At 44.7% G+C, this 19,018-nt stretch carries 21 protein-coding genes and 1 pseudogene; 3 read left to right on the forward strand and 19 right to left on the reverse strand.

Features of this window, described 5'->3' with window-relative positions:
* Positions 1-41: 41 nt before the first annotated feature.
* Positions 42-1,085, forward strand: coding sequence for a nitronate monooxygenase (locus tag R5H20_RS15640; RefSeq protein WP_006637660.1), 1,044 nt, complete (start codon positions 42-44; stop codon positions 1,083-1,085).
* Positions 1,086-1,185: 100 nt separating this feature from the next.
* Here the strand turns inward: R5H20_RS15640 and R5H20_RS15645 are convergent, their stop codons facing one another.
* From R5H20_RS15645 to trpB, 7 genes are all read right to left on the reverse strand, one after another.
* Positions 1,186-1,935, reverse strand: a complete 750-nt coding sequence (locus R5H20_RS15645) for an ABC transporter permease (RefSeq protein ID WP_006637661.1) — start codon at positions 1,933-1,935, stop codon at positions 1,186-1,188.
* Complete coding sequence (locus R5H20_RS15650) at positions 1,936-2,697, reverse strand: ABC transporter ATP-binding protein (RefSeq protein WP_006637662.1); 762 nt, start codon at positions 2,695-2,697, stop codon at positions 1,936-1,938.
* A gap of 269 nt (positions 2,698-2,966) precedes the next feature.
* Positions 2,967-3,308: a DUF1048 domain-containing protein gene (locus R5H20_RS15655; RefSeq protein WP_006637663.1), complete on the reverse strand. Its 342-nt coding sequence runs from the start codon at positions 3,306-3,308 to the stop codon at positions 2,967-2,969.
* 72 nt (positions 3,309-3,380) lie between these two features.
* A complete protein-coding gene (locus tag R5H20_RS15660; protein ID WP_006637664.1) occupies positions 3,381-3,701 on the reverse strand; it encodes a PadR family transcriptional regulator in 321 nt (106 codons plus the stop codon).
* A gap of 527 nt (positions 3,702-4,228) precedes the next feature.
* Positions 4,229-5,581 (reverse strand): radical SAM protein, encoded by a 1,353-nt coding sequence (locus R5H20_RS15665; RefSeq protein WP_006637665.1) that lies wholly within the window; start codon positions 5,579-5,581, stop codon positions 4,229-4,231.
* A 115-nt stretch (positions 5,582-5,696) separates the two neighbouring features.
* The gene (trpA, locus tag R5H20_RS15670) at positions 5,697-6,506 is read right to left on the reverse strand and encodes a tryptophan synthase subunit alpha (RefSeq protein ID WP_006637666.1); all 810 of its coding nucleotides are present in this window, start codon (positions 6,504-6,506) and stop codon (positions 5,697-5,699) included.
* Positions 6,503-7,693 carry a tryptophan synthase subunit beta gene (gene trpB / locus R5H20_RS15675; RefSeq protein WP_006637667.1) on the reverse strand — a complete coding sequence of 397 codons (1,191 nt, stop codon included), beginning with the start codon at positions 7,691-7,693 and terminating at the stop codon, positions 6,503-6,505. Before trpB ends, trpA begins: the two co-directional genes overlap by 4 nt.
* Positions 7,694-7,979: 286 nt before the next feature.
* Between trpB and R5H20_RS15680 the strand changes: the two genes are divergently transcribed.
* The gene (locus R5H20_RS15680) at positions 7,980-8,966 is read left to right on the forward strand and encodes a sugar-binding transcriptional regulator (protein WP_006637668.1); all 987 of its coding nucleotides are present in this window, start codon (positions 7,980-7,982) and stop codon (positions 8,964-8,966) included.
* 57 nt (positions 8,967-9,023) lie between these two features.
* Here R5H20_RS15680 and R5H20_RS15685 read toward each other — a convergent pair whose 3' ends face one another.
* The 3 genes from R5H20_RS15685 to R5H20_RS15695 all read right to left on the reverse strand — a co-directional run bounded on the left by R5H20_RS15685 (position 9,024) and on the right by R5H20_RS15695 (position 9,912).
* Positions 9,024-9,215, reverse strand: coding sequence for a hypothetical protein (locus R5H20_RS15685; RefSeq protein ID WP_152419320.1), 192 nt, complete (start codon positions 9,213-9,215; stop codon positions 9,024-9,026).
* 140 nt (positions 9,216-9,355) lie between these two features.
* On the reverse strand, positions 9,356-9,550 hold the full coding sequence (locus R5H20_RS15690; protein WP_034326497.1) for a bacteriocin immunity protein: 195 nt from the start codon (positions 9,548-9,550) through the stop codon (positions 9,356-9,358).
* Between the two features lie 23 nt (positions 9,551-9,573).
* On the reverse strand, positions 9,574-9,912 hold the full coding sequence (locus R5H20_RS15695) for an SMI1/KNR4 family protein (protein WP_224254547.1): 339 nt from the start codon (positions 9,910-9,912) through the stop codon (positions 9,574-9,576).
* Positions 9,913-10,118: 206 nt separating this feature from the next.
* On the opposite strand from R5H20_RS15695, the pseudogene R5H20_RS15700 reads away from it, so the two are divergent.
* A pseudogene (locus R5H20_RS15700) lies at positions 10,119-10,352 on the forward strand (RNA polymerase subunit sigma-70); the annotation flags it as partial.
* A gap of 266 nt (positions 10,353-10,618) precedes the next feature.
* On the opposite strand, the gene isdG reads toward R5H20_RS15700, so the two are convergent.
* The 9 genes from isdG to R5H20_RS15745 form a co-directional block, all read right to left on the reverse strand.
* Positions 10,619-10,942: a heme oxygenase gene (gene isdG, locus R5H20_RS15705; RefSeq protein ID WP_006637672.1), complete on the reverse strand. Its 324-nt coding sequence runs from the start codon at positions 10,940-10,942 to the stop codon at positions 10,619-10,621.
* Positions 10,939-11,736 carry an ABC transporter ATP-binding protein gene (locus tag R5H20_RS15710; protein ID WP_006637673.1) on the reverse strand — a complete coding sequence of 266 codons (798 nt, stop codon included), beginning with the start codon at positions 11,734-11,736 and terminating at the stop codon, positions 10,939-10,941. Before R5H20_RS15710 ends, isdG begins: the two co-directional genes overlap by 4 nt.
* A 1-nt stretch (position 11,737) precedes the next feature.
* Positions 11,738-12,751 carry a FecCD family ABC transporter permease gene (locus tag R5H20_RS15715; protein WP_006637674.1) on the reverse strand — a complete coding sequence of 338 codons (1,014 nt, stop codon included), beginning with the start codon at positions 12,749-12,751 and terminating at the stop codon, positions 11,738-11,740.
* Positions 12,748-13,659, reverse strand: a complete 912-nt coding sequence (locus R5H20_RS15720; protein ID WP_034326494.1) for an ABC transporter substrate-binding protein — start codon at positions 13,657-13,659, stop codon at positions 12,748-12,750. Before R5H20_RS15720 ends, R5H20_RS15715 begins: the two co-directional genes overlap by 4 nt.
* A 74-nt stretch (positions 13,660-13,733) precedes the next feature.
* Positions 13,734-14,501 (reverse strand): class B sortase, encoded by a 768-nt coding sequence (srtB, locus tag R5H20_RS15725; RefSeq protein ID WP_006637676.1) that lies wholly within the window; start codon positions 14,499-14,501, stop codon positions 13,734-13,736.
* Positions 14,502-14,517: 16 nt separating this feature from the next.
* Entirely contained in the window at positions 14,518-15,291 is a 774-nt protein-coding gene (locus R5H20_RS15730) for an ABC transporter ATP-binding protein (RefSeq protein WP_006637677.1), read from the reverse strand.
* Positions 15,278-16,264, reverse strand: coding sequence for a FecCD family ABC transporter permease (locus R5H20_RS15735; RefSeq protein ID WP_006637678.1), 987 nt, complete (start codon positions 16,262-16,264; stop codon positions 15,278-15,280). The genes R5H20_RS15730 and R5H20_RS15735 overlap by 14 nt, the downstream gene beginning before the upstream one ends.
* 37 nt (positions 16,265-16,301) lie before the next feature.
* The gene (gene isdE / locus R5H20_RS15740; protein WP_006637679.1) at positions 16,302-17,186 is read right to left on the reverse strand and encodes a heme ABC transporter substrate-binding protein IsdE; all 885 of its coding nucleotides are present in this window, start codon (positions 17,184-17,186) and stop codon (positions 16,302-16,304) included.
* Positions 17,187-17,259: 73 nt separating this feature from the next.
* A complete protein-coding gene (locus R5H20_RS15745; protein ID WP_006637680.1) occupies positions 17,260-19,017 on the reverse strand; it encodes an NEAT domain-containing protein in 1,758 nt (585 codons plus the stop codon).
* Position 19,018 lies beyond the last annotated feature (1 nt).

The raw sequence follows: 19,018 nt of genomic DNA on the forward strand, positions 1-19,018 counted from the left end.
ACTTTTTTTCAAAAAGCCATGTCTTAGCGGGGGGATTCGGTATGAATGAATTTATGAAGATGTTTTCGTTAACAAAACCTATTATTCAGGCTCCAATGGCTGGTGGTATTACAAAGCCTCGACTTGCATCTGCAGTTTCGAATCAAGGTGCTCTCGGGAGTTTAGCATCGGGATATCTTACGCCAGAAATACTAGAACAACAAACGAAGGAAATGTTTGAGCTGACAGACGCTCCTTTTCAAATTAATGTGTTTGTTCCGTCAGATCCAGAAACGCCATCAGAAGAACAAGTTGAAAAGTGGAAAAAAAACATCCCGTTAGCTGATCAAGTAAATCAATTCAAATCTGTACAAGAAGAGTGGGATGACTTCTATCAAAAAATTGATATTATCTTAAGATACAAAGTGAAGGCTTGCTCATTCACTTTTGATCTGCCGCCTGAAGACGCAGTAAAAGAACTAAAAGCCTCTGGATGCCGTTTGATTGGAACCGCTTCAACTGTAGAAGAAGCAGTGTTAATGGAAGAACGGGGAATGGATATAGTAGTCCTTCAAGGCAGTGAAGCAGGTGGGCATCGTGGAGCATTCTTACCTTCCAAAGGTGAATCTGCCGTAGGTTTAATGGCTCTGGTTCCACAAGCAGCAGATGCACTGGGTGTTCCAGTCATAGCCGCTGGCGGAATTACAGACCACAGAGGAGTAAAAGCAGCTTTAACGCTTGGAGCACAAGGAGTACAAATCGGGTCTGCTTTTTTAATTTGCCATGAGAGTAACGCACATGCGGTACATAAACAGAAAGTACTCGAAGCGAACGAAGCAGATACAAAGCTTACGAAACTATTTTCAGGTAAAGAGGCAAGAGGAATCGTGAATAAATGGATGGAAGAAAAAGAAGGATTTGAGACACAAACCCTTCCATATCCTTATCAAAACACACTGACTAAAGCAATGAGGCAGCAGGCTTCACTTCAAAACAACCATGATCAGATGTCTTTGTGGGCAGGCCAAGGAATACGATCACTGACTGAAGAAATTTCGGTAAAACAACTTTTATATAAACTTTGCCAAGAGGATATAAAAATATAGGCGCATCTGGTCTAGGATAACGGCAACAAGGTGCTCATCAGCTATCAATTGATGCGTGTATCTTCGCTGTCGCTTCTATGGCTAATCACATAATGGTGTACTACCCTAACTTGCGTTTAAATTCTTTACTGGCGAAGAAGTAAGCGATGACCGTGATGCCGACGCACCAGGCAAGCGCGATCCAGATACCGTTGCCAACAGACCCTTCATACAAGAGGGCACGAATCGCATTCACGATTGAAGTCACGGGCTGGTTCTCAGCGAACGCACGGACAATTTTAGGCATGGTTTCCGTGGGGACAAAGGCCGAACTGATAAACGGCAGGAAAATCAGCGGGTACGAGTAGGCTGTCGCCCCTTCCATAGACCCCGCTGTCAATCCGGGAATGACCGCCAGCCATGTCAGCGCCAGCGTAAACAGCCCGAGTATCCCAGCTACCGTGAGCCAATCCAGGATATCAGCGCTGGAACGGAAGCCCATCAAGAGCGCGACGAGGATAACCACCACGACAGTAAGCGCATTGGAAACAAGCGAGGTCAACACGTGAGCCCACAATACCGACGAGCGCTTGATGGGCATGGTAATGAAACGCGCCATCAGTCCGCTCTTTACATCTGTAAACAGCCGCACGGAAGTGTAAGCGACGCCGGATGCGATAGCCATCAGCAAGATTCCCGGCAATAAATAATTAACGTAGTTGTCCGTGCCTGTCTCTATGGCGCCGCCAAATACGTAGACAAACAGCAGCATCATCATAATCGGCGTAATCGCCACCGTAATAATCGTATCCGGGCTGCGCATAATGTTGCGCATTAAACGCCCTAGTAGTACCCCTGTTTTGCTTTTCATTTACATTTCCTCCTTTTTGCCAATGATCGCGAGGAAAATTTCCTCCAATGTCGGCTGCTTCTCGATGTACTCCACTTTCGCTGGCGGGAACATCTCTTTGAGTTCGGCAAGGGTGCCGGTCGTGATGATTTTTCCGCCATGCAGGATGGCGATACGGTCCGCCAGTTGTTCGGCTTCCTCCAGGTACTGGGTCGTCAGCAAGATGGTCGTGCCGCCGCCGGCAAGCTCCTTGACAGTATCCCAGACTTCAATCCGCGCTTCGGGGTCAAGCCCTGTCGTCGGTTCGTCGAGAAAAATGACTGCTGGCGTCCCGATTAGGCTCATGGCGATGTCAAGCCGGCGCTTCATCCCGCCGGAATACTTATCGGCCCGGCGGTTTGCCGCATCGGTCAGGCTGAATCTTGCAAGCAGATTGTCGGCAACTTGAGCGGGATTGGAAACTCCCCGCAACTTGGCGATCATCATCAGGTTTTCCCGCCCGGTGAGCATGCCGTCTAAAGCTGCGAACTGCCCTGTCAGGCTGATGCTCTGGCGAACTTGATCCGGTTGACGCTGAACGTCAAAGCCGCAAATGCCTACTTCGCCGCCATCGAGCTTCATCAACGTCGAGAGGATGTTGACCGTCGTCGTCTTGCCCGCTCCATTTGAGCCCAGCAGTGCGAAAATTTCGCCACGCCGCACCTCAAAATCCACCCCCTTTAAGACTTCCTTGTCTTTAAAGGTTTTTTTTAACCCTTTTACAGAAATCGCTGCATTGCTCATACTTTTTTCCTCCTTATAAAAAGCGCAGCAAGGCCGCTTGCGAAATCCGGAAATGACGGGGCTTTGTCTGATAAGCGAGCGGGTGCGTTCAGACAAAGCGGAGTAATTATCCGGTCGAGCACCTTACTGAGCTAGATTGCCTATACTCTTCTATTTAGTCTGACTGATAATCTGTATAACTTAGTACCAGGTTGAAAATATAACTGAATAGCGAAGGCGGCAATTCACTTTGTAACCAGCTATTCAGTCGGTATTATCTGTTGAATTCTTTATTTTTTTCCCAATCGCTTCATGATACTCTGATTTAAATCTTCACGATACTTGGCAACATAGGTTTTAGCGTTTGCCACTAGTTCGTCGGCAAAGGACGCCACGTCGTCCCCAGTGATTTCCAGCACTTGTCTGCCTTCCGCCGCACCGGCTTCGAACAACTCGATTAATTCATACTGAATATGCAACATGTCCATCCCGCTGCCCGCTGAGAAATTCCACATGTAGTTTTGAATTTTCTTAAATACGAACTGGTAGTCCTCTGGCAGGGCTTTAACCCGTGCCATCATCATCTTGTACTCTTTTTTATCACCAATCATTTTTTTGAACATTTCCATCATGTTGTTTTTCCTCCTTTTTTATAAAGGTGAACAAGACACTCTAAAAAATTTTGGACGGAATATCTTATGAAGCTAGGTTGATTTCAAGACGTTGATTTTTGATGATACAAAATCCCACTTTTTCCAAAACAATTCAAGCTCCTGGCGGCCAGCCTCATTAAGTGAGTAAAACTTACGGGGCGGTCCCATATCTGACGGTTTCTTTTCTATGTTCACAAGTTTTTTCTTTTCTAATCGCATGAGGATGGTGTAGACCGTCCCCTCCACCACTTCGGTAAACCCAAGCTCGTTCAGGCGGCGGGTAATCTCATAGCCATAGGTTTCATGGCGGCTGATGATTTCCAGCACGCAGCCTTCCAGCGAACCCTTCAGCATTTCAGTTAAATTTTCCATGTTCAGAACCTCCCCTATTTTGTCCGACTTATATTCAGTATAACTTAGTACTAAGGGAAATTTTTGCTGAATAGCTATTGGGAAATCACGCTATTCAGCATTACTTACTACGAGTATATTGTATCAACGAGTAGCGGGGGTGTCAACTATTTTTCTTAAAAATATTACTCCACGGAAGTTTTTGTAAGCTGCTTATAGTGTGCGTGTCCTTTGCAACTGAAACGTGTTGCCTTTTAACAAAAAAAGCTTGTCGATGAAGCCACTTTTTGTGACTTTGTCGATAAGCTGAAAGCACCTTTCAAGGTGCTTTTTTGAAATTGGAACAATTTTTAATTCGTACATATTCTATTCAAAAAATTCAAAAAAACGAGTTTGTTTATCTCAAAAACGGAACGGAGAGCTGTTCCAATCAGATTACTCCTTCTTCAGAGCGGTCTGCCTATACCTCTCCTTGAGTTCACATAACTCTTCCCATTCTTTTCTGAAAAGCTGTGAATTCAGGATCGACATCTCCGTTTTTGCGAACATCATTTCAATATACTTTCGCTTTGAACATAGCTGCTGCATGGAGCCCAATCGCTGACCGGGCACCCGTCGCAATTTTCAGGAGCCATGACCGATTTGTTCATTCTGTATTCTTCTTTAAGGAACAAACACTCCGGATCAGACGCCCGACCGCAGTGAAACGTGCTGTTGGCATTGCCTCGGCATCCTCCCTCACATCCGATTAAGTGATATAATTCACAAACGGAGCAAGGACCTACTATAAATGTTTCTTGTTCGCTGAATATGCGCGATTTGATTTTCTGATTGACGATTTCCTGCAAACTGTTCTTTCGGAGGTTTCCATGCGGAATAGACTGGCCGACGCATGACAAAGCCTCTCCAAAGCCATTTTGGTTATATTTCACATGAATTCCCGTCTGTGTCATGGAACAGGCGTTGGCGAAAGCAGGAGTAATCAAATATTCGATCTTCTTCAGCAAGACGTCCTTTTCCTGAACCTCGTCCGATTTAAAGATAAGCTGCGGATAATGGGTCTTATCATATTCAAAGATTTTGTTCAGCAGTTCTTTCATATCGTCCCTGCCGGGAACAAGATGGTGATTTCTTTGATCATCAGAAATCCTCATCCGTTCAAAAAATGGGTTAATGCCGTTCTTTCTGCAAAATTTGTGTACTCCAAACGCATATTGAAGTGTTTGATTGCTTAAAACAAAGTCGCCGACAATTTCAAAATCCTGGCCGACGGCATTCAGCTCTTTTCTGATCGTCAAAATATTTTGGATCGCCGTCTCTAATGTTTTGGTGTAACCCGGAAATCTGGTGATTCTATCATGTTCCTTATCCCCTTCTTTATCAAGATAAGGCAGGTGGGTGACAATAACCGTTCCGGGGAGGCACACCTTTCTTGCATAATCAATTTTTGCCAGCTTGACTGCGTTGGTGACCAGTATCGGGGTCAATCCTTTGCTTAAGGTGTATTCCAAGAGACTTGGCAAATGGCGGTGCAAAGTCGGTTCTCCGCCGATGAATGCAATTTGACCAAAAAGCGTTTTCCCTGTGACTTCATCAACCTCTACCGCTTGATCAATGATGTTCATAATTTCTTCAACCGGCACCGGTTTAATCGACTCGCTTTTAGTATCCAATGCTACATAACAGTATTCACATTTCAATTGACAGTGCAGCTGATGAACGATTTCAATCCCTAAGCATTCAAATAAAGCGTTGCCTTTCTCCCTAAAATTGTCGGCGTAGTAAGATTCCTTTCTGCGCACAGGCCCCTTGTAATCCCGCAATATAGAAACATACTTGTAGTAGTCATCCGTAAAATAATCGGTATTTCTCTCTTGATAGGATTTCTTTACATCTAACATTATTCTCACTCCCAATGATTTTAAGAGCTTTGTCGCAAAGTCTAAAACTAAGAAGTGGATGTTAAACTCTTTTAGATGGATCACCTAAAACCAATTCGCAGCAAGCCGGCTTTTGTCACACAGGAATTAAATCATCTACAAACCCCCTTATGCGTAATAATCCGTCGGTGTAGGTGTTTGAATGCTGAAGCAGAGGAAGGCTTTTTTCAATTGTATGAACGATCGCACTGCCCACCACTACCCCGTCGCAATGAGATGAAAGCTTTTTGAACTGCTTGGCATTGGAAACGCCGAAGCCCACGACCAAAGGTAAAGCAGTCGCCTTTTTAACGGCGGCTAAAAATCCTTCAATATCATTGTGAAAGTTTTGCCGTTCACCGGTGACTCCCAAAGAAGAAACACAGTAAACAAATCCGGAAGCGTGATTGACGATCGATTCAATCCGTCCCTCGGAAGTAGGGGCCACCAAGGGAATGTAATGGATGTTCTTCTGCGTACAAATATGGCGTATCTCCCCACCCTCCTCTACCGGAAGATCCGGAACAATAATTCCGTTTATGCCCGAGTCCTCCATCATTGAAAACGCATTTTCAATCCCAAGCTGCAAAAGTGGATTAAAATAGGTAAATAATACGAGCGGTGTATGAATTTGTTCCTGCCTGGCCAATTTCGCAAGGCTGATGACATCCGATATGCTGACATCGTTTTTTAATGCTCTCAAGGCAGCTCTTTGAATAACGGGTCCGTCTGCCAAAGGATCTGAAAAAGGCACACCCAATTCAATGACGCTGGCACCCGCGGTTTGCAGTTCTTTCAAAATGTCTAATGACGTGCTAATATCGGGGTCGCCGACCGTTACATACGGAATAAAGGCCGGCTTACCTTCCCGTTTTAATCGCGCAAAGGTCTGATCAATCGGATTCAATGAACCTCACCTCCGGAATGTTTCATGATCGTATCCATGTCTTTATCCCCTCTTCCCGAGATATTGACGATCATCAAATGGTCTTTGGAAATTTCTGATGACAGCTTCACACATTGAGCCAAGGCATGCGAGCTTTCCAAAGCGGGAATAATTCCCTCAATCCGGCTCAGTACATGAAGGGCTTCAAGTGCTTCTTTATCTGTGACAGCAGCATATTCAACTCTGCCCGAGTCCTTCAAATAAGCGTGCTCAGGCCCGACCGCCGGATAATCCAATCCTGCTGAAACAGAATGCGCCGGCTGTACTTGACCGGAACTGCTTTGCAGAAGATAGCTCATCGATCCTTGAAAAACACCCGGAGAGCCCATGGATAATGTGGCGGCGTGTTCATTCGTATCCAATCCTTTTCCACCCGCCTCGGCACCGATTAAACGAACTTGCGAGTCGTTTAAGAATGGGTAGAAAATCCCTATAGCATTGCTGCCTCCGCCTACGCACGCAATGATAGAATCGGGGAGACGCCCTTCTTTCGCCAGAATCTGCTCCCGGGTTTCATCGCCGATGATTCTTTGGAAATCCCTTACCATCATGGGATACGGGTGCGGACCTGCGGCTGTTCCAAACAGGAAAAAAGAATCTTCTACATTGGCAACCCAGTAGCGAAGCGTCTCATTGCCGGCATCCTTCAGCGTTTTTGAGCCTGAATAAACAGGTACGACCTCGGCCCCAAGCAGCTGCATCCGGTAGACATTCAGCTGCTGACGATGGATATCCTCCTCACCCATAAAGATTTTGCATTCCATTCCTAAAAGCGCTGCAACTGTGGCGGTGGCTACCCCATGCTGCCCCGCTCCGGTCTCGGCGATGATTTTTTTCTTTCCCATCCGCTTTGCCAAAACGGCCTGTGCAATCGCGTTGTTAATCTTGTGAGCCCCCGTGTGATTGAGATCCTCCCGTTTCAGATAAATCTTGGGTCCGCCCAAATGCTGGGTAAGCCTTTCCGCATAATAAAGCGGGGTCGGCCTGCCGGAATAATCCTTCAGCAGCTGCCTGACTTCATTTACGAAATCGGGATCCTCCCTGAACCGTAAGTAAGCTTCTTCGAGCTCAACCAGCGCGCTCATGAGCGTTTCAGGGACAAACCTGCCGCCGTACTTGCCAAACTTTCCTGCAACTTGAGTTTTCATAATATATCCCCCCGTCTTTCTGCAAAGAATTTCTTTGATAAAAAAAAGAAATCCTCTACAATGAAGTAGAGGAATAGAGCAGAAAAACGAACGACCCGAAGGTGCCGCCTGATGTGTTTCGCGACCGATCGGTGCCTTTTCTGTTGCTTGATTGACTTACTCTGCTCAATTCCACTCTACTCTGCTCAACTAGAAAAATTTTCTTGCACATTTATTATATCTCCTCACTGAACATAATTTCAATGGTGAACATTTGAACATTTGTTCAAAAGAAAGAGAGGTCAAAATGCCGGACATCAATGAAGAAAAAACTCGTCAGCTTGTCAAAATAAGCACATTCTACTATCTTGATGGATTGAGCCAGCAGGAAATCGCCGAGCAGCTTTCTGTTTCCCGTTCACATGTCAGCAGGATGCTGAGCACGGCCAAATCGGAAGGAATCGTCCAAATTACAATTAAAAATCCTTATGGTGATGAACAGCAATACGAACGACAGCTTAAGGAAACATTCGGTATAAAAAACGCCGTCGTCATCAATGTGCCGGACGCCGACCAGCAGATGATCGACCTGCACCTTGCAAGAGCCGGTGCCGTATTGCTGGAATCCATCATCAAACATCACGACATTATTGGGATAATGGCTGGAAAGAGCGTCAATCTCCTCGCCCAGGAAATGCCTTTTTTTTCGCGGAAAAACCTGAAATTTGTTCCCCTTGTCGGCGGTTGGGGTGCCGAAGGTGCGACATGGCACGCAAACTCAAATACAAGATTATTCGGCGAAAAATTAAAGTCAAAATACTTTTTGATCAACGCACCCGCCGTTGTCGTGTCAAAACAGGCGAGGGATATTATCATGGCTGAACGGGAAATCTCTGACGTGATTGAACTTGCCCGTCAAGCCGCTGTATCTGTGGTGGGGATCGGAACCGTATCAGAAGAAGATACAATTGTCACTTCGGGTTATTTCAGCAAGGAGGATCTTCATCGATTAAGGGACAAAGGTGCTGAAGCGGTCGTGTGCACATCATTTTTAGATCAAAACGGAAACGTGATCAAGTGCGAAGAGGAATCCAGAATGATCGGTTTATCGGTACATGAATTAAAAAACGCCCAAAATGTAATGGCCATCGCAAGCGGCCGAAAAAAAGCAGCGGCGATTGGGGCGGCATTGCGCGGGGGATGGATTGATTTCCTCATAACAGATATGGCCACTGCCAAGGAAGTGTTATCACTGCACCACTCTGCCAAAAACGATAGTTCATCACATCCTTAAAAATCAAAAAGAGGCGCTGTCAGGCAAGCCTCTTTTTTGATTTCACCGTAAGGTTTGTTAAAGCTTCAGCTCCTTTGAGGACCAGGCGAACGCCGTCAGATCAGAGTCGTAATCTTCTTGTATCCCTAAATACTTATCTCTTTCAATTGTCAGAAGAAAATTAAAAGACTCTTTAAAACTTCTAATTTCAACTACGTTTTTATCGGTACGCATCGATGGACTAAGCCAATTTATTTCTTGAATCATCATCTATTCCCCTTTATATGAGTCTCTCTTCCATATTTTTCGGGCTCCTGTATGTCCTTTTTTTAATGATTATTTTGGTCACATGCTTTTTTCCTTTTAAAAATAAGGAATAAAACGAAATTAAACGACGCCTCAAAATCCCCCTATTCTTTGTAGTTAAGGGCTATGTCAACAATTTGCTCGGCCGAATAATCCTCATTACTCCAAAAAATTAGGTCACTAGGTGATGGATGTGGTACGTTTTTTTCTAAAATGTCGATATATTCACTTATAGTTTCATCATCTGTTTCAGGATCCATTAGTCTCTCCACAAGGGACACTAACTCTATTTTTAACATGGAGATCACTTTACTCCTCCTCATCATACTCTCAAACTATTAATAAATTCAGTGAAATTATCACAGACATAGGTTACCGCAGCTTCTGGATTCTCAAATGCTTCTTCGTTATCCCCAAAAAATACAGTGGGATTTCTAGCAGAATCTCTATAATCAACACAAAATAAGTTGCCCCCTGCATCTGTTTTAAAATGAATAAGGTTGTCAACTAATCTATCCTTAAAGTTATTAAAGTCCAATTGGTCTCTCTGGGTCTCCATGCTTAGTAGATTATTCATCGATTCTCTAAATCCCTCAAAAATAACAACACGCTTATCTACTGGAGAACAGCCATTGAATTCTTTTAATGTACTCTCTGAAATCTAACGGAAACTCGATGTTCAGAGTTTGTTCAAGACTATGAATTTCTCCTCTTTAAACGTACTGCGTTTTCTCCAGTTAATAATCTGCATAATTAACCTCCACATTTATAGTACCGTATGTACCTCAAACTTCATAAGTGTATCCTGGCCAATTGTGTTAATTGTCCAAAGAATTTTCCCTTAATCCATCCTTCTACACCTGAAGGCTTATCAAATCGGAAAACAAAGACGCCATCGACACGATCCCGCTCAGCCATGGAGCTTGAAAAAGTCAAAAAACACATCGACATCCTCAGGTGGGAGAGACAAAGAAGTCATCGCCGGCCGCTTCGGCCTTGATTTGAAGAAAGAGAAAACGCAGGCGCGAAATCGCGAAGGAGCTCGAAATCTAGCAGAGCCCTGAGAAACGCGCGCTGATGAAAATGTTTCATGAGTTTTAACGGGCGGAGAAGGAGAAAAGGAAGCGGGCGAAGGGGAAGTGACATAAAAAAGAGGCCGGAATGATTGAAAACTGGCCTTTTTTTTATTTATTACCTAGATTGAAAGATGGTCTTTTTGGGACACCACTAATAGTAAATTTGAAGACATCTAACTCCCTTTTTTGAGATTGGACGTTAAGGATGATTCTATTTTTATTTTAACTACAAAGCTTCTCGGGGAAGCCTATTTTTGAGGCTTCTCCGGCAAGCTGATTTATTTTTCATAATTACGCATCTTTGCGCAAAGCCTGTCTTGTCACAAGAACATCGTAGTAAGCAATTTTATTTTTTATAATGAAATCGGGCTTTTCTTTTCCATGTGAGTGCGCATCCCGAAACGCCTGGCTTTTCGTCCAATTTGTAAAGTCTTCTTTTCGATTCCAGCGCGTCGTAATAATCACTTCATCGTAGTCAGTCGTATGTCGAGTCACCCACACTTCCATTCCGAGGAAGCCTTCCATATATTCGACTTGCCCTTGTTTATTGAAACGCTGCACCAACTGATCGGCACAGCCTTTTTTGACTTGCACTTGATTATTAACGATAATCATACTGACTCTCCCCCTTTTTTCTTTTTAATTGTTGCGATTGGCATAATACGCGGGTACTCTCTTATCTCGACTTCGGCCTCTATGCCGTATAACTCCTGAAAAAAAAACTCGTTCATAACTTCATTTGGCGCACCTGTTTGAAAGACATCGCCTCCTTTCATCGCAATCAGATAATCACAATATTTAGCAGCCTGCTGCAAATCATGCAGCACCATTAAAACCGTCAAATCGTGAATTTCGTTTAGCTCCTTCAGCAGCTCCATAACGTCAAGCTGGTGGGCAATGTCCAGGAATGTGGTCGGCTCATCAAGGATCAATGTCTTCGTTTTCTGGGCAAGCGCCATCGCGATATATACTTTTTGCCTTTCTCCCCCCGATAGTGTATACACCATTCTGTCTGCATTTTCCTCAATTCCGGTGACATCCATTGCCCAATGAACAGCTTCATGATCACGGGGGCTGAGACCTTTGTAGAAAGGGCGATGGGGCGTTCTTCCATATGTCACAAGCTCTTGGACTGTCATTTGGGGCACTCTTTCTTTGGATTGCATAAGTACCGCTATTTCCCTGGCGAGCTCTTTCCGGCTCATCGCTGTAAGGAGGCCGTCATGAATATATACAGTGCCTTCCCTAGGCTGGATCAACTTGGCGATGATTTTAACCAAAGTCGATTTTCCCGAACCGTTCGGACCGATAATCCCCGTGATTTTCCCTTTTGGAACCGACAAAGAAACTGAAGAAAATGAAAAATCCCCCTGTTTGAGACAGATGTTCTGCAGATCAATGACTGACACGTCATATGCCTCCTTTCGTTTTTAACAAATAAAGGAAAAAAGGTGCTCCGAGACAAGCCAGCAAAATGCCGACCGGCAGCTCAACCGGCGAGAACCAGACACGCGCAGCAGTGTCCGCCAGTACGACAAGAATCCCTCCGCATAGCACAGACAACGGCAGCAGAAAACGATAGTCATCACCAATCAGCAGCCTGATCACATGGGGAACAACCAAGCCGACAAAACCGACCAGACCCGCCACACTTACAGCCGCACCCGCAAGCAGCGCAGCCAGCACAATTAAGAAGAACCGTGTCAGCTCCACATTCTGGCCCAGGAGCTTGGCTGAATCATCCCCGAGCCTCAAAATATTTGCAGGCTTTATTGCAAACAAGCAGAGCACGAGTCCGCCAATGGCATAAGGCGCCATGAAGCCCAAGTGATGCCAGCTTCTTCCGTTCAAACCGCCCGCAAGCCATGGAAGCACCGCTTGAACGCGATCACTGTAAACCACCATCAAACCGTTCATCACTGCTCCCAGCAGCGCATTGACGGCTACCCCTGCCAAAATCAGCTTCAATGGAGATGTTCCCTGATCCCAAGACAGTCCGTATACGACAAGGCTCGCAAGAAAAGCGCCTAGAAATGCTGCTGCCGGCAGCAAATAGATATATTGAGGAAGCAGGATCATGCAAGTCACAGCCGCTAGTCCTCCGCCTGCTGTTACGCCGATAATTCCCGGATCTGCAAGCGGATTTTTTACGACTCCTTGCAGCAGTGAGCCTGAAGCGGCTAAACTTGCACCGACAAGCAGTCCGGTCAATACGCGGGGCAAGCGCAAATCCATGACGATTTTTTCGTTTACAGGATCTGACCGGGACGTAAAGACGGCCCATATATCAGCCAGTGAAATATGCACAGAGCCAAGAGTCAGCCCATAAAACATGACGAGAAGAAGTGCTGCCAACATAACTGGAAAAAGCCATTTCCTTCTCAAATTTCTTTTTTCTTCAGTAAGCACAGTCTGCATTCTCATTTGGCTGCCGTCCTCATTTTTTTCTCAAGATAATCGAGTGCATCAATAACTGCTGCGCCTGGGTTTGTACCAAATAAGTCATTGGGCAGAATCTCGATTCTCCCTTCTTTGACCGCTTTTACGTCATTCCAGGCGGGATTTTGCTCCATCTCATTTAAAAAGCCTTTTTTAACCTCTTCTGCATTTCCGTGAGTCATGAGGAGAATGAGATCCGGATCAGACCGGATAACATTTTCAGTATTAATTTGAGCATATTGCGGGAACTGTTCAATTGCAGGAGCGTCAGCAGCAATATTTTTTCCGCCGACCAATTCAAGCAAATTTCCGCTCAGTGAATTCGGAAGTGCAGCCATGTATGTTCCTGGTGCACCATATACGACCAAAGTTCGAATCCCTTTTGAGGAACCTTTTAGAGAAGCGATCTTTTGATCGATTTGATTATTAAGCTTTTTCGCTTGAGCCGGCTTATTGAGCATCTTCCCGAAAAGCGTGATTTGCTTCTGAATATCTTTCACTGAGTTCGCTTGTGTAAGCACAAGCTTTGACCCAATTCCTTCAATTGAAGAGATGTCTTTCTCATTCAGCTGTTTATTCCCTAAAACAACATCAGGCTTTAAACTTGTGATTTGCTCCAAATCCATTTGATGAGTCGTTCCGATTTGTTTTGCATGTTCCGCTTTTTTCAAAGATGAAGGGAGTTCAGCCGACGGCCTCCCGACAACCTCTCCCCCCAATGCATAGACGATGCTCATGTCTCCGTTTGAAAGCGCAACGATCTTTTCAGGCACCTTATCAAAGGTGATATCCCTGCCCGCAAAATCTTGGATATGAACGCTGCCTTCGGATGTTTCCTTTGCTGACTTGGATGCCGTCTGCCCGCAGCCTGCCGCAATCATCATGAGTACCATCACCAATGCTGTAATCTGACAGCGTCTCAACTTCAACACACCTTTCTTTTTTTATTCCTGATTATCGGGATGTCTCATGTTACTTCCTTCAGCTTTGCCTGAACGACAAGGCGGCCTGTTTCCGATGAAAGAAAGTAGTCGCATGTCGATAGCGTAAGAATGAGATCATCTGTAGACACATCTGTATCTGTTTGATAGATTGACTTATTTTTAACTTGATGAAGAAATTGCGCGTATTCTCCAAGGTCTTGAAAATCCGTCTGAATGTAGTCAAAATCAACAGTTGTGTTATACACCGCAAAAATTTCTGCTTCATAGCTCTTGTACAGAGTGTCATAATGAAACGTCCGGTGAGCTTCAAAAAAATCCTTTTTTAAGTACTTCGTCAATTGTGCAAACATGGAGCCGTCTTTCATCCGGTGTCCGTATATAACCGTGTTGGGGCTTTCGTTTTTGACGCTGTTGCGGTAATCCATAAAAATACTGCCCGCTTTTGTATCTGCCTTTTTGTAGTTGCGAAACAAATAAAAATCGTTGTCCTCAGCCTGCACAATTGGATAATTGATCATCGTATCCTTCAATTCAATCCAGCCGACGATGTCTCTATTGACCTTACGAAGCTGATCAAACTGGGGGCGGATCCCCCGCTTATTCTCCGCTTTTGCAGCATTCCTATCAAACATCGTTTGCGCTTCTGCCAGCACTTTGCGGTTTTGATAATATCCAAACAGCTCACCTGCAAGTTGCCACCCGCTGTATATCAAAACGCATAAACAGATGACTGTCAGCAGCCTTTGAAATGGCGATGATTTTTTCTTTTGATCGGTACCCGTTCGCTTCATTTTTTCACCCGCTCTGTCAAATCCCTATCGGCACAATATACATGCCCGCTTCTTCGTCTGATTTGATCATGACTTCCACTCCGTAAATCTGTTTAATAACCTGTTCCGTCATCATTTCTTCAGGCTTCCCCTTCAAGATCAGCTCGCCTTCTCTCATGGCCCAAATGCTGTCACTGTAGCGTACGGCCTGATTAATGTCATGCAGCACCATAACAATGGTTAAACCATGTCTTTCATTTAATTTTTTAATCAGCTCCAAAATCTCAAACTGATAATAAATATCAAGATATGTCGTCGGTTCATCCAGAAACAGAATGGGCGTTTTTTGGGCAAGTGCCATCGCGATCCATACCCTTTGTCGTTCTCCGCCTGACAAAGCAGCAATGGTTTTCTTTCTTTTGTCCAGCAGATTGGTGCATGTTAGAGCCCATTCAACCGCTTCCTCATCTTCTTCTTTTTTCTGGGAAAGCATTGATTGATAAGGGATTCGACCGAAGCTTGCCAGGCGTTCGACTGTCATATCATACGGAGCTTCGTTCTGCTGATGAACAACTGCTAATTTTTTTGCAAATTCCTTTGGTTTAAATGTTTCGATAGACTTGCCGTCAAGGACGATCTCCCCTCTATCCGGCAAATAATTTCTCGCCATCAGCGAAAGAAGCGTCGATTTGCCGCAGCCGTTCGGTCCGATAATCGTTGTTATTTTTCCCATATCGACGAAAGCTGTCAAGGACTTCACCCGATTGATCCCTTTCTTCTCATAGGAAAAGGTCACATTATTCATTTCCATTGATCCGATCACTCCTTCTCAGCAGAACTATTAAAAAGGGTCCGCCTATGACGGCCATGATCGTCGATGCGGGAATTTCATTCGGTGCGACAAGGGTTCTGCCGATCGTATCCGCCGTTAAAATCAGCAAAGCGCCTGCAAGCGCAGAAAAGGGCAGCAAAACCCGGTGGTCTGAACCGACCACACGCCTTGCGATATGAGGGATAAGCAGCCCGACAAAGGATATCACACCGGCAACGGCAGCCGTTACGGCCGCGAGCAGCACGGCGATAACCGAAATGACGATCCTTGCTTTCGCGACTTGGATACCGAGATTTTTCGCCGTTTTGTCCTGCAACGCAAGGATGTTGCACCATGAGCTGAGACACAAAGCCACTGCAATACAGACGATTCCGTATACCGCAATCAGGTGGACATCACTCCACGTCTTCATCGTCAGATTAGAGACGGCAGACTGGTTAATCGTAATATTAAAATAGCTGCAAATTGATACAAAGGCCTCCGTCAGCCCTGTGAACATCGCATTAATGGCAATACCGGTCAAAATAAGCCTGAGCGGACTGAGCCCCGCTTTCCAAGACAATGAGTAAACGAGAAAGCAAGCCAACGCCCCACCTAAAAAAGCAAAAATGGGAGTGTAAAAGTAAAATTGAGGAAGTGCAGTGACAGCCATGAGAGACAGTAAACTTGCACCGGACGATATTCCGATCACACCGGCATCAGCCAGAGGATTTCTCATGACAGATTGCAGAAGAACCCCTGATACAGACAGCGCCGCTCCTGAAAACAGCGAGACGAACATACGCGGAAAGCGCAAATCTTTAATGATCTCCACCTGCTCGCTTCGCCCTGTTATCAGTCCTTTTATCAATTCAATCGGCCCGGCTTTAATGCTTCCGGTGACGGCGGAGTAAATGAAAACGGCGACAATCAAAAAAATTACAATAAGAAAACTGATCCATGTTTTTTTCATTTTGAACGTCCTTTTATCATCAAAATCGCTGAGCCATTCATGACGGATATATCATGTTCACAAGCTCATCAAGTGCTTCATTGGCTTTCAAATTTCCTGTAGTGCCAAACAGGCTTTCCTCTAAGTCATATACACGATTATGTTTTACAGCATCAAAATGTTTCCAAATATCGTTGGTTTTAAATTCCTTATCAAACATGTCCACGACTTCATCAGGCATTCCGTGAGCAGCGCGTAATATAATGTCAGGATTCGATTTTTTCAGATACTCCGTGTTTGATGCCAAGTATTCCATTGATTCTCCCCAGACAATGTTTTGACCGCCTGCTATCCGGACGAGGTCGCCTATATAAGAGTTTTCCGTTGCTACCAAATAGCTTCCGGGAACACCAAGCAAAATGAGCACCTTCGGTTTTTCTTTCCCTTTGACTTTTGCCTGAACCGACTTCTTTTTATCTTCAAACTGCTTCACGAGTTTTTCCGCCGCTTCCTTCCGATCATAGACTGAACCGAGCTTTCGAATGGTTTTCTCCATATCTGCCAAACTTTCAAGATTTAAATAATTCGCTGCAATGCCTGCTCCTTTAAAAGAGTCCTTCAGATCATATTTGAGCGTTGTGACAGAGAGCACTTCAGTCGGCTCGAGCGACTTCAAGATTTCCATGTCCGGTTTCATCGGGTTGCCCACCTCAGGAAGGCCGTTATATCTTTTAGGAAGCGCCTTTTTCGTTGTCGGAACTCCCACCAAATCAATATCCAGCGCATCCATAATCTCAGCAGCTGCGACTGTCGTTGCTACGACCCGGTGTTTTTCCGTTTTTGCCGAACCATTGTCTACATGCTCTGATTCTTTGGCTGAACAGCCGGCCAATAACACGAAAGTGAACAAACTGATGAGCAGAGAAAACGATAGTTTTTTCACAAAGCGATACTCCTTTCAGAAAAGGGGATGTGCCTGGGTATGCACAGGCACATCGTTGAAATCCAAACATGTATTAGAGCGTTCGTGTTCTGTACTTTTTAATGAGCACAAACAGGGATGCTGAAAGAAGCAAGGAATACAGGAAAAGCGGTCCCGCATCACCTGTTTTCGGGTTTGCGGTGTCCGTCTTATCAGCTGAATGATCAGAACTGTCAGCATCGCGATCAAATTTTAGATGTTCCGCTCCGTTTTTCTCAGAAACTGGGCTGATCAGATCCGCTACCGTTGTCGGCACGCTTGTGCTTGGCTTTTTGTCAAATGTAAGGGAGCCCTTTTGACCGATTACACTCGCAACCCCGCTGCCCTGTCCTTTTTCTATATTTTTCACATCATAAACAAAACGCACCTCGTACTGTTCATGGTAGTTGAATTCAGGGAGATCAATTTTAACAAGCGCATGTTGATCTTCATTTAAATTTTCAATTTCATATTGAACAATGCGGGTATTTGCTTTTTTATCAACAGCTGCGACATGCGTGTCAACGTATTTTCCGCCTACTCCAATTTTCAGCTTAGTAATGGAAGAGCTGTCTTTCACCGTAAAGGAGGCATATTTCTTCCCGTTCTTCACCACAAGCGTCGCAGGGCTGGCGAAATAATCATTCATCCGCGATTTTTCATTTTTGTCAGGGTAATAGACGGTAAATGGCAAGCGATAGATGCCGTCTTCAAGTTCTGCACCCTTTGTTTTGGAATTTGAAGTCGGCGGAACAGAAGTTTGATCAGTTTTTTTCGCTGACGGCACTGTCGAATGATTTCCGCTTCCGCCGTCCTTCATCGCGGCGATGCTCTTTTGATCAAATTTGAAACGAATATCGTATGTGCCTTCATAATTGGCGGCAGGTACAGAAATTTTCACTTTTCCGTCTACCGTTTTTGACAGATCTGATACATTAAAGGCTACATCTCTCGTATTCTTAGCTTCATTTGTTCTGACGGTCTTCACTTCTTTCAAAGCTCCGTTATCCTCTGTTTGAAGCGATCTGACAGATGTACTGTCTTTGATCGTAAAGGAAATGAGCTGCTTCCCGTCTTTTACCGTCAAAGTTGCGGGATGGGAGAAATAATCGCTCATTCTGGAAGTTTCATCCGTATCACCTTTTAACACACTGTACTGAATGGAATAGGTGCCATCTTCCAATTTATTCGAATTGGTTGAGTCTCCCGGCTTTGTTGTTTTGTCATCCGGAGTTGTTGTTTTGTCTCCCGGATCTGTCGTTTTATCGTCCGGGGTTGTCGTTTTATCTCCCGGATCTGTTGTTTTATCGTCCGGGGTTGTTGTTTTGTCGTCCGGATTCTGGACATTGACGGGCTTTAAGTTATTGTCAAATTCGATTTGCACATTATATGACTCATCGTAAATAAAGCCGCCTAAATCCCAGTAAATTTTAACCCATCCGTTGATCTTTGCTGACAAATCACCCACTTCAAATTTAACCACACGGGTGTTGGCATCCTTGTCTTCACTGACTGTTTTCGTTTCAGTTAAAACACCGTTTTGTTCAACTTTAAAATTCGTAATTTCCGCGCTTTGCTTCAGTGTGAAGGAAGCGTAGATTTTCCCATTTTCCACTTCTATCGTGGCGGGCTTTTCTGTGTAAGTGTCCATCATTGATGCTTCATCAGTACCATCTTTTAATATCTTAAATTGTGTTTGATATTTGCCATCCGCAAGGGCTGCATATGCACGATCTGCAGGAAGTTGAAGCGCGGTTGCAAAACTGAATAAAACAAGAAGAAAACCGGCCGTTAAATGCAGAAATCGTTTCAAT

Source organism: Bacillus sp. KICET-3, assembly GCF_033261025.1.
In the GTDB taxonomy this organism is placed as follows: Bacteria; Bacillota; Bacilli; order Bacillales; family Bacillaceae; genus Bacillus; species Bacillus sonorensis.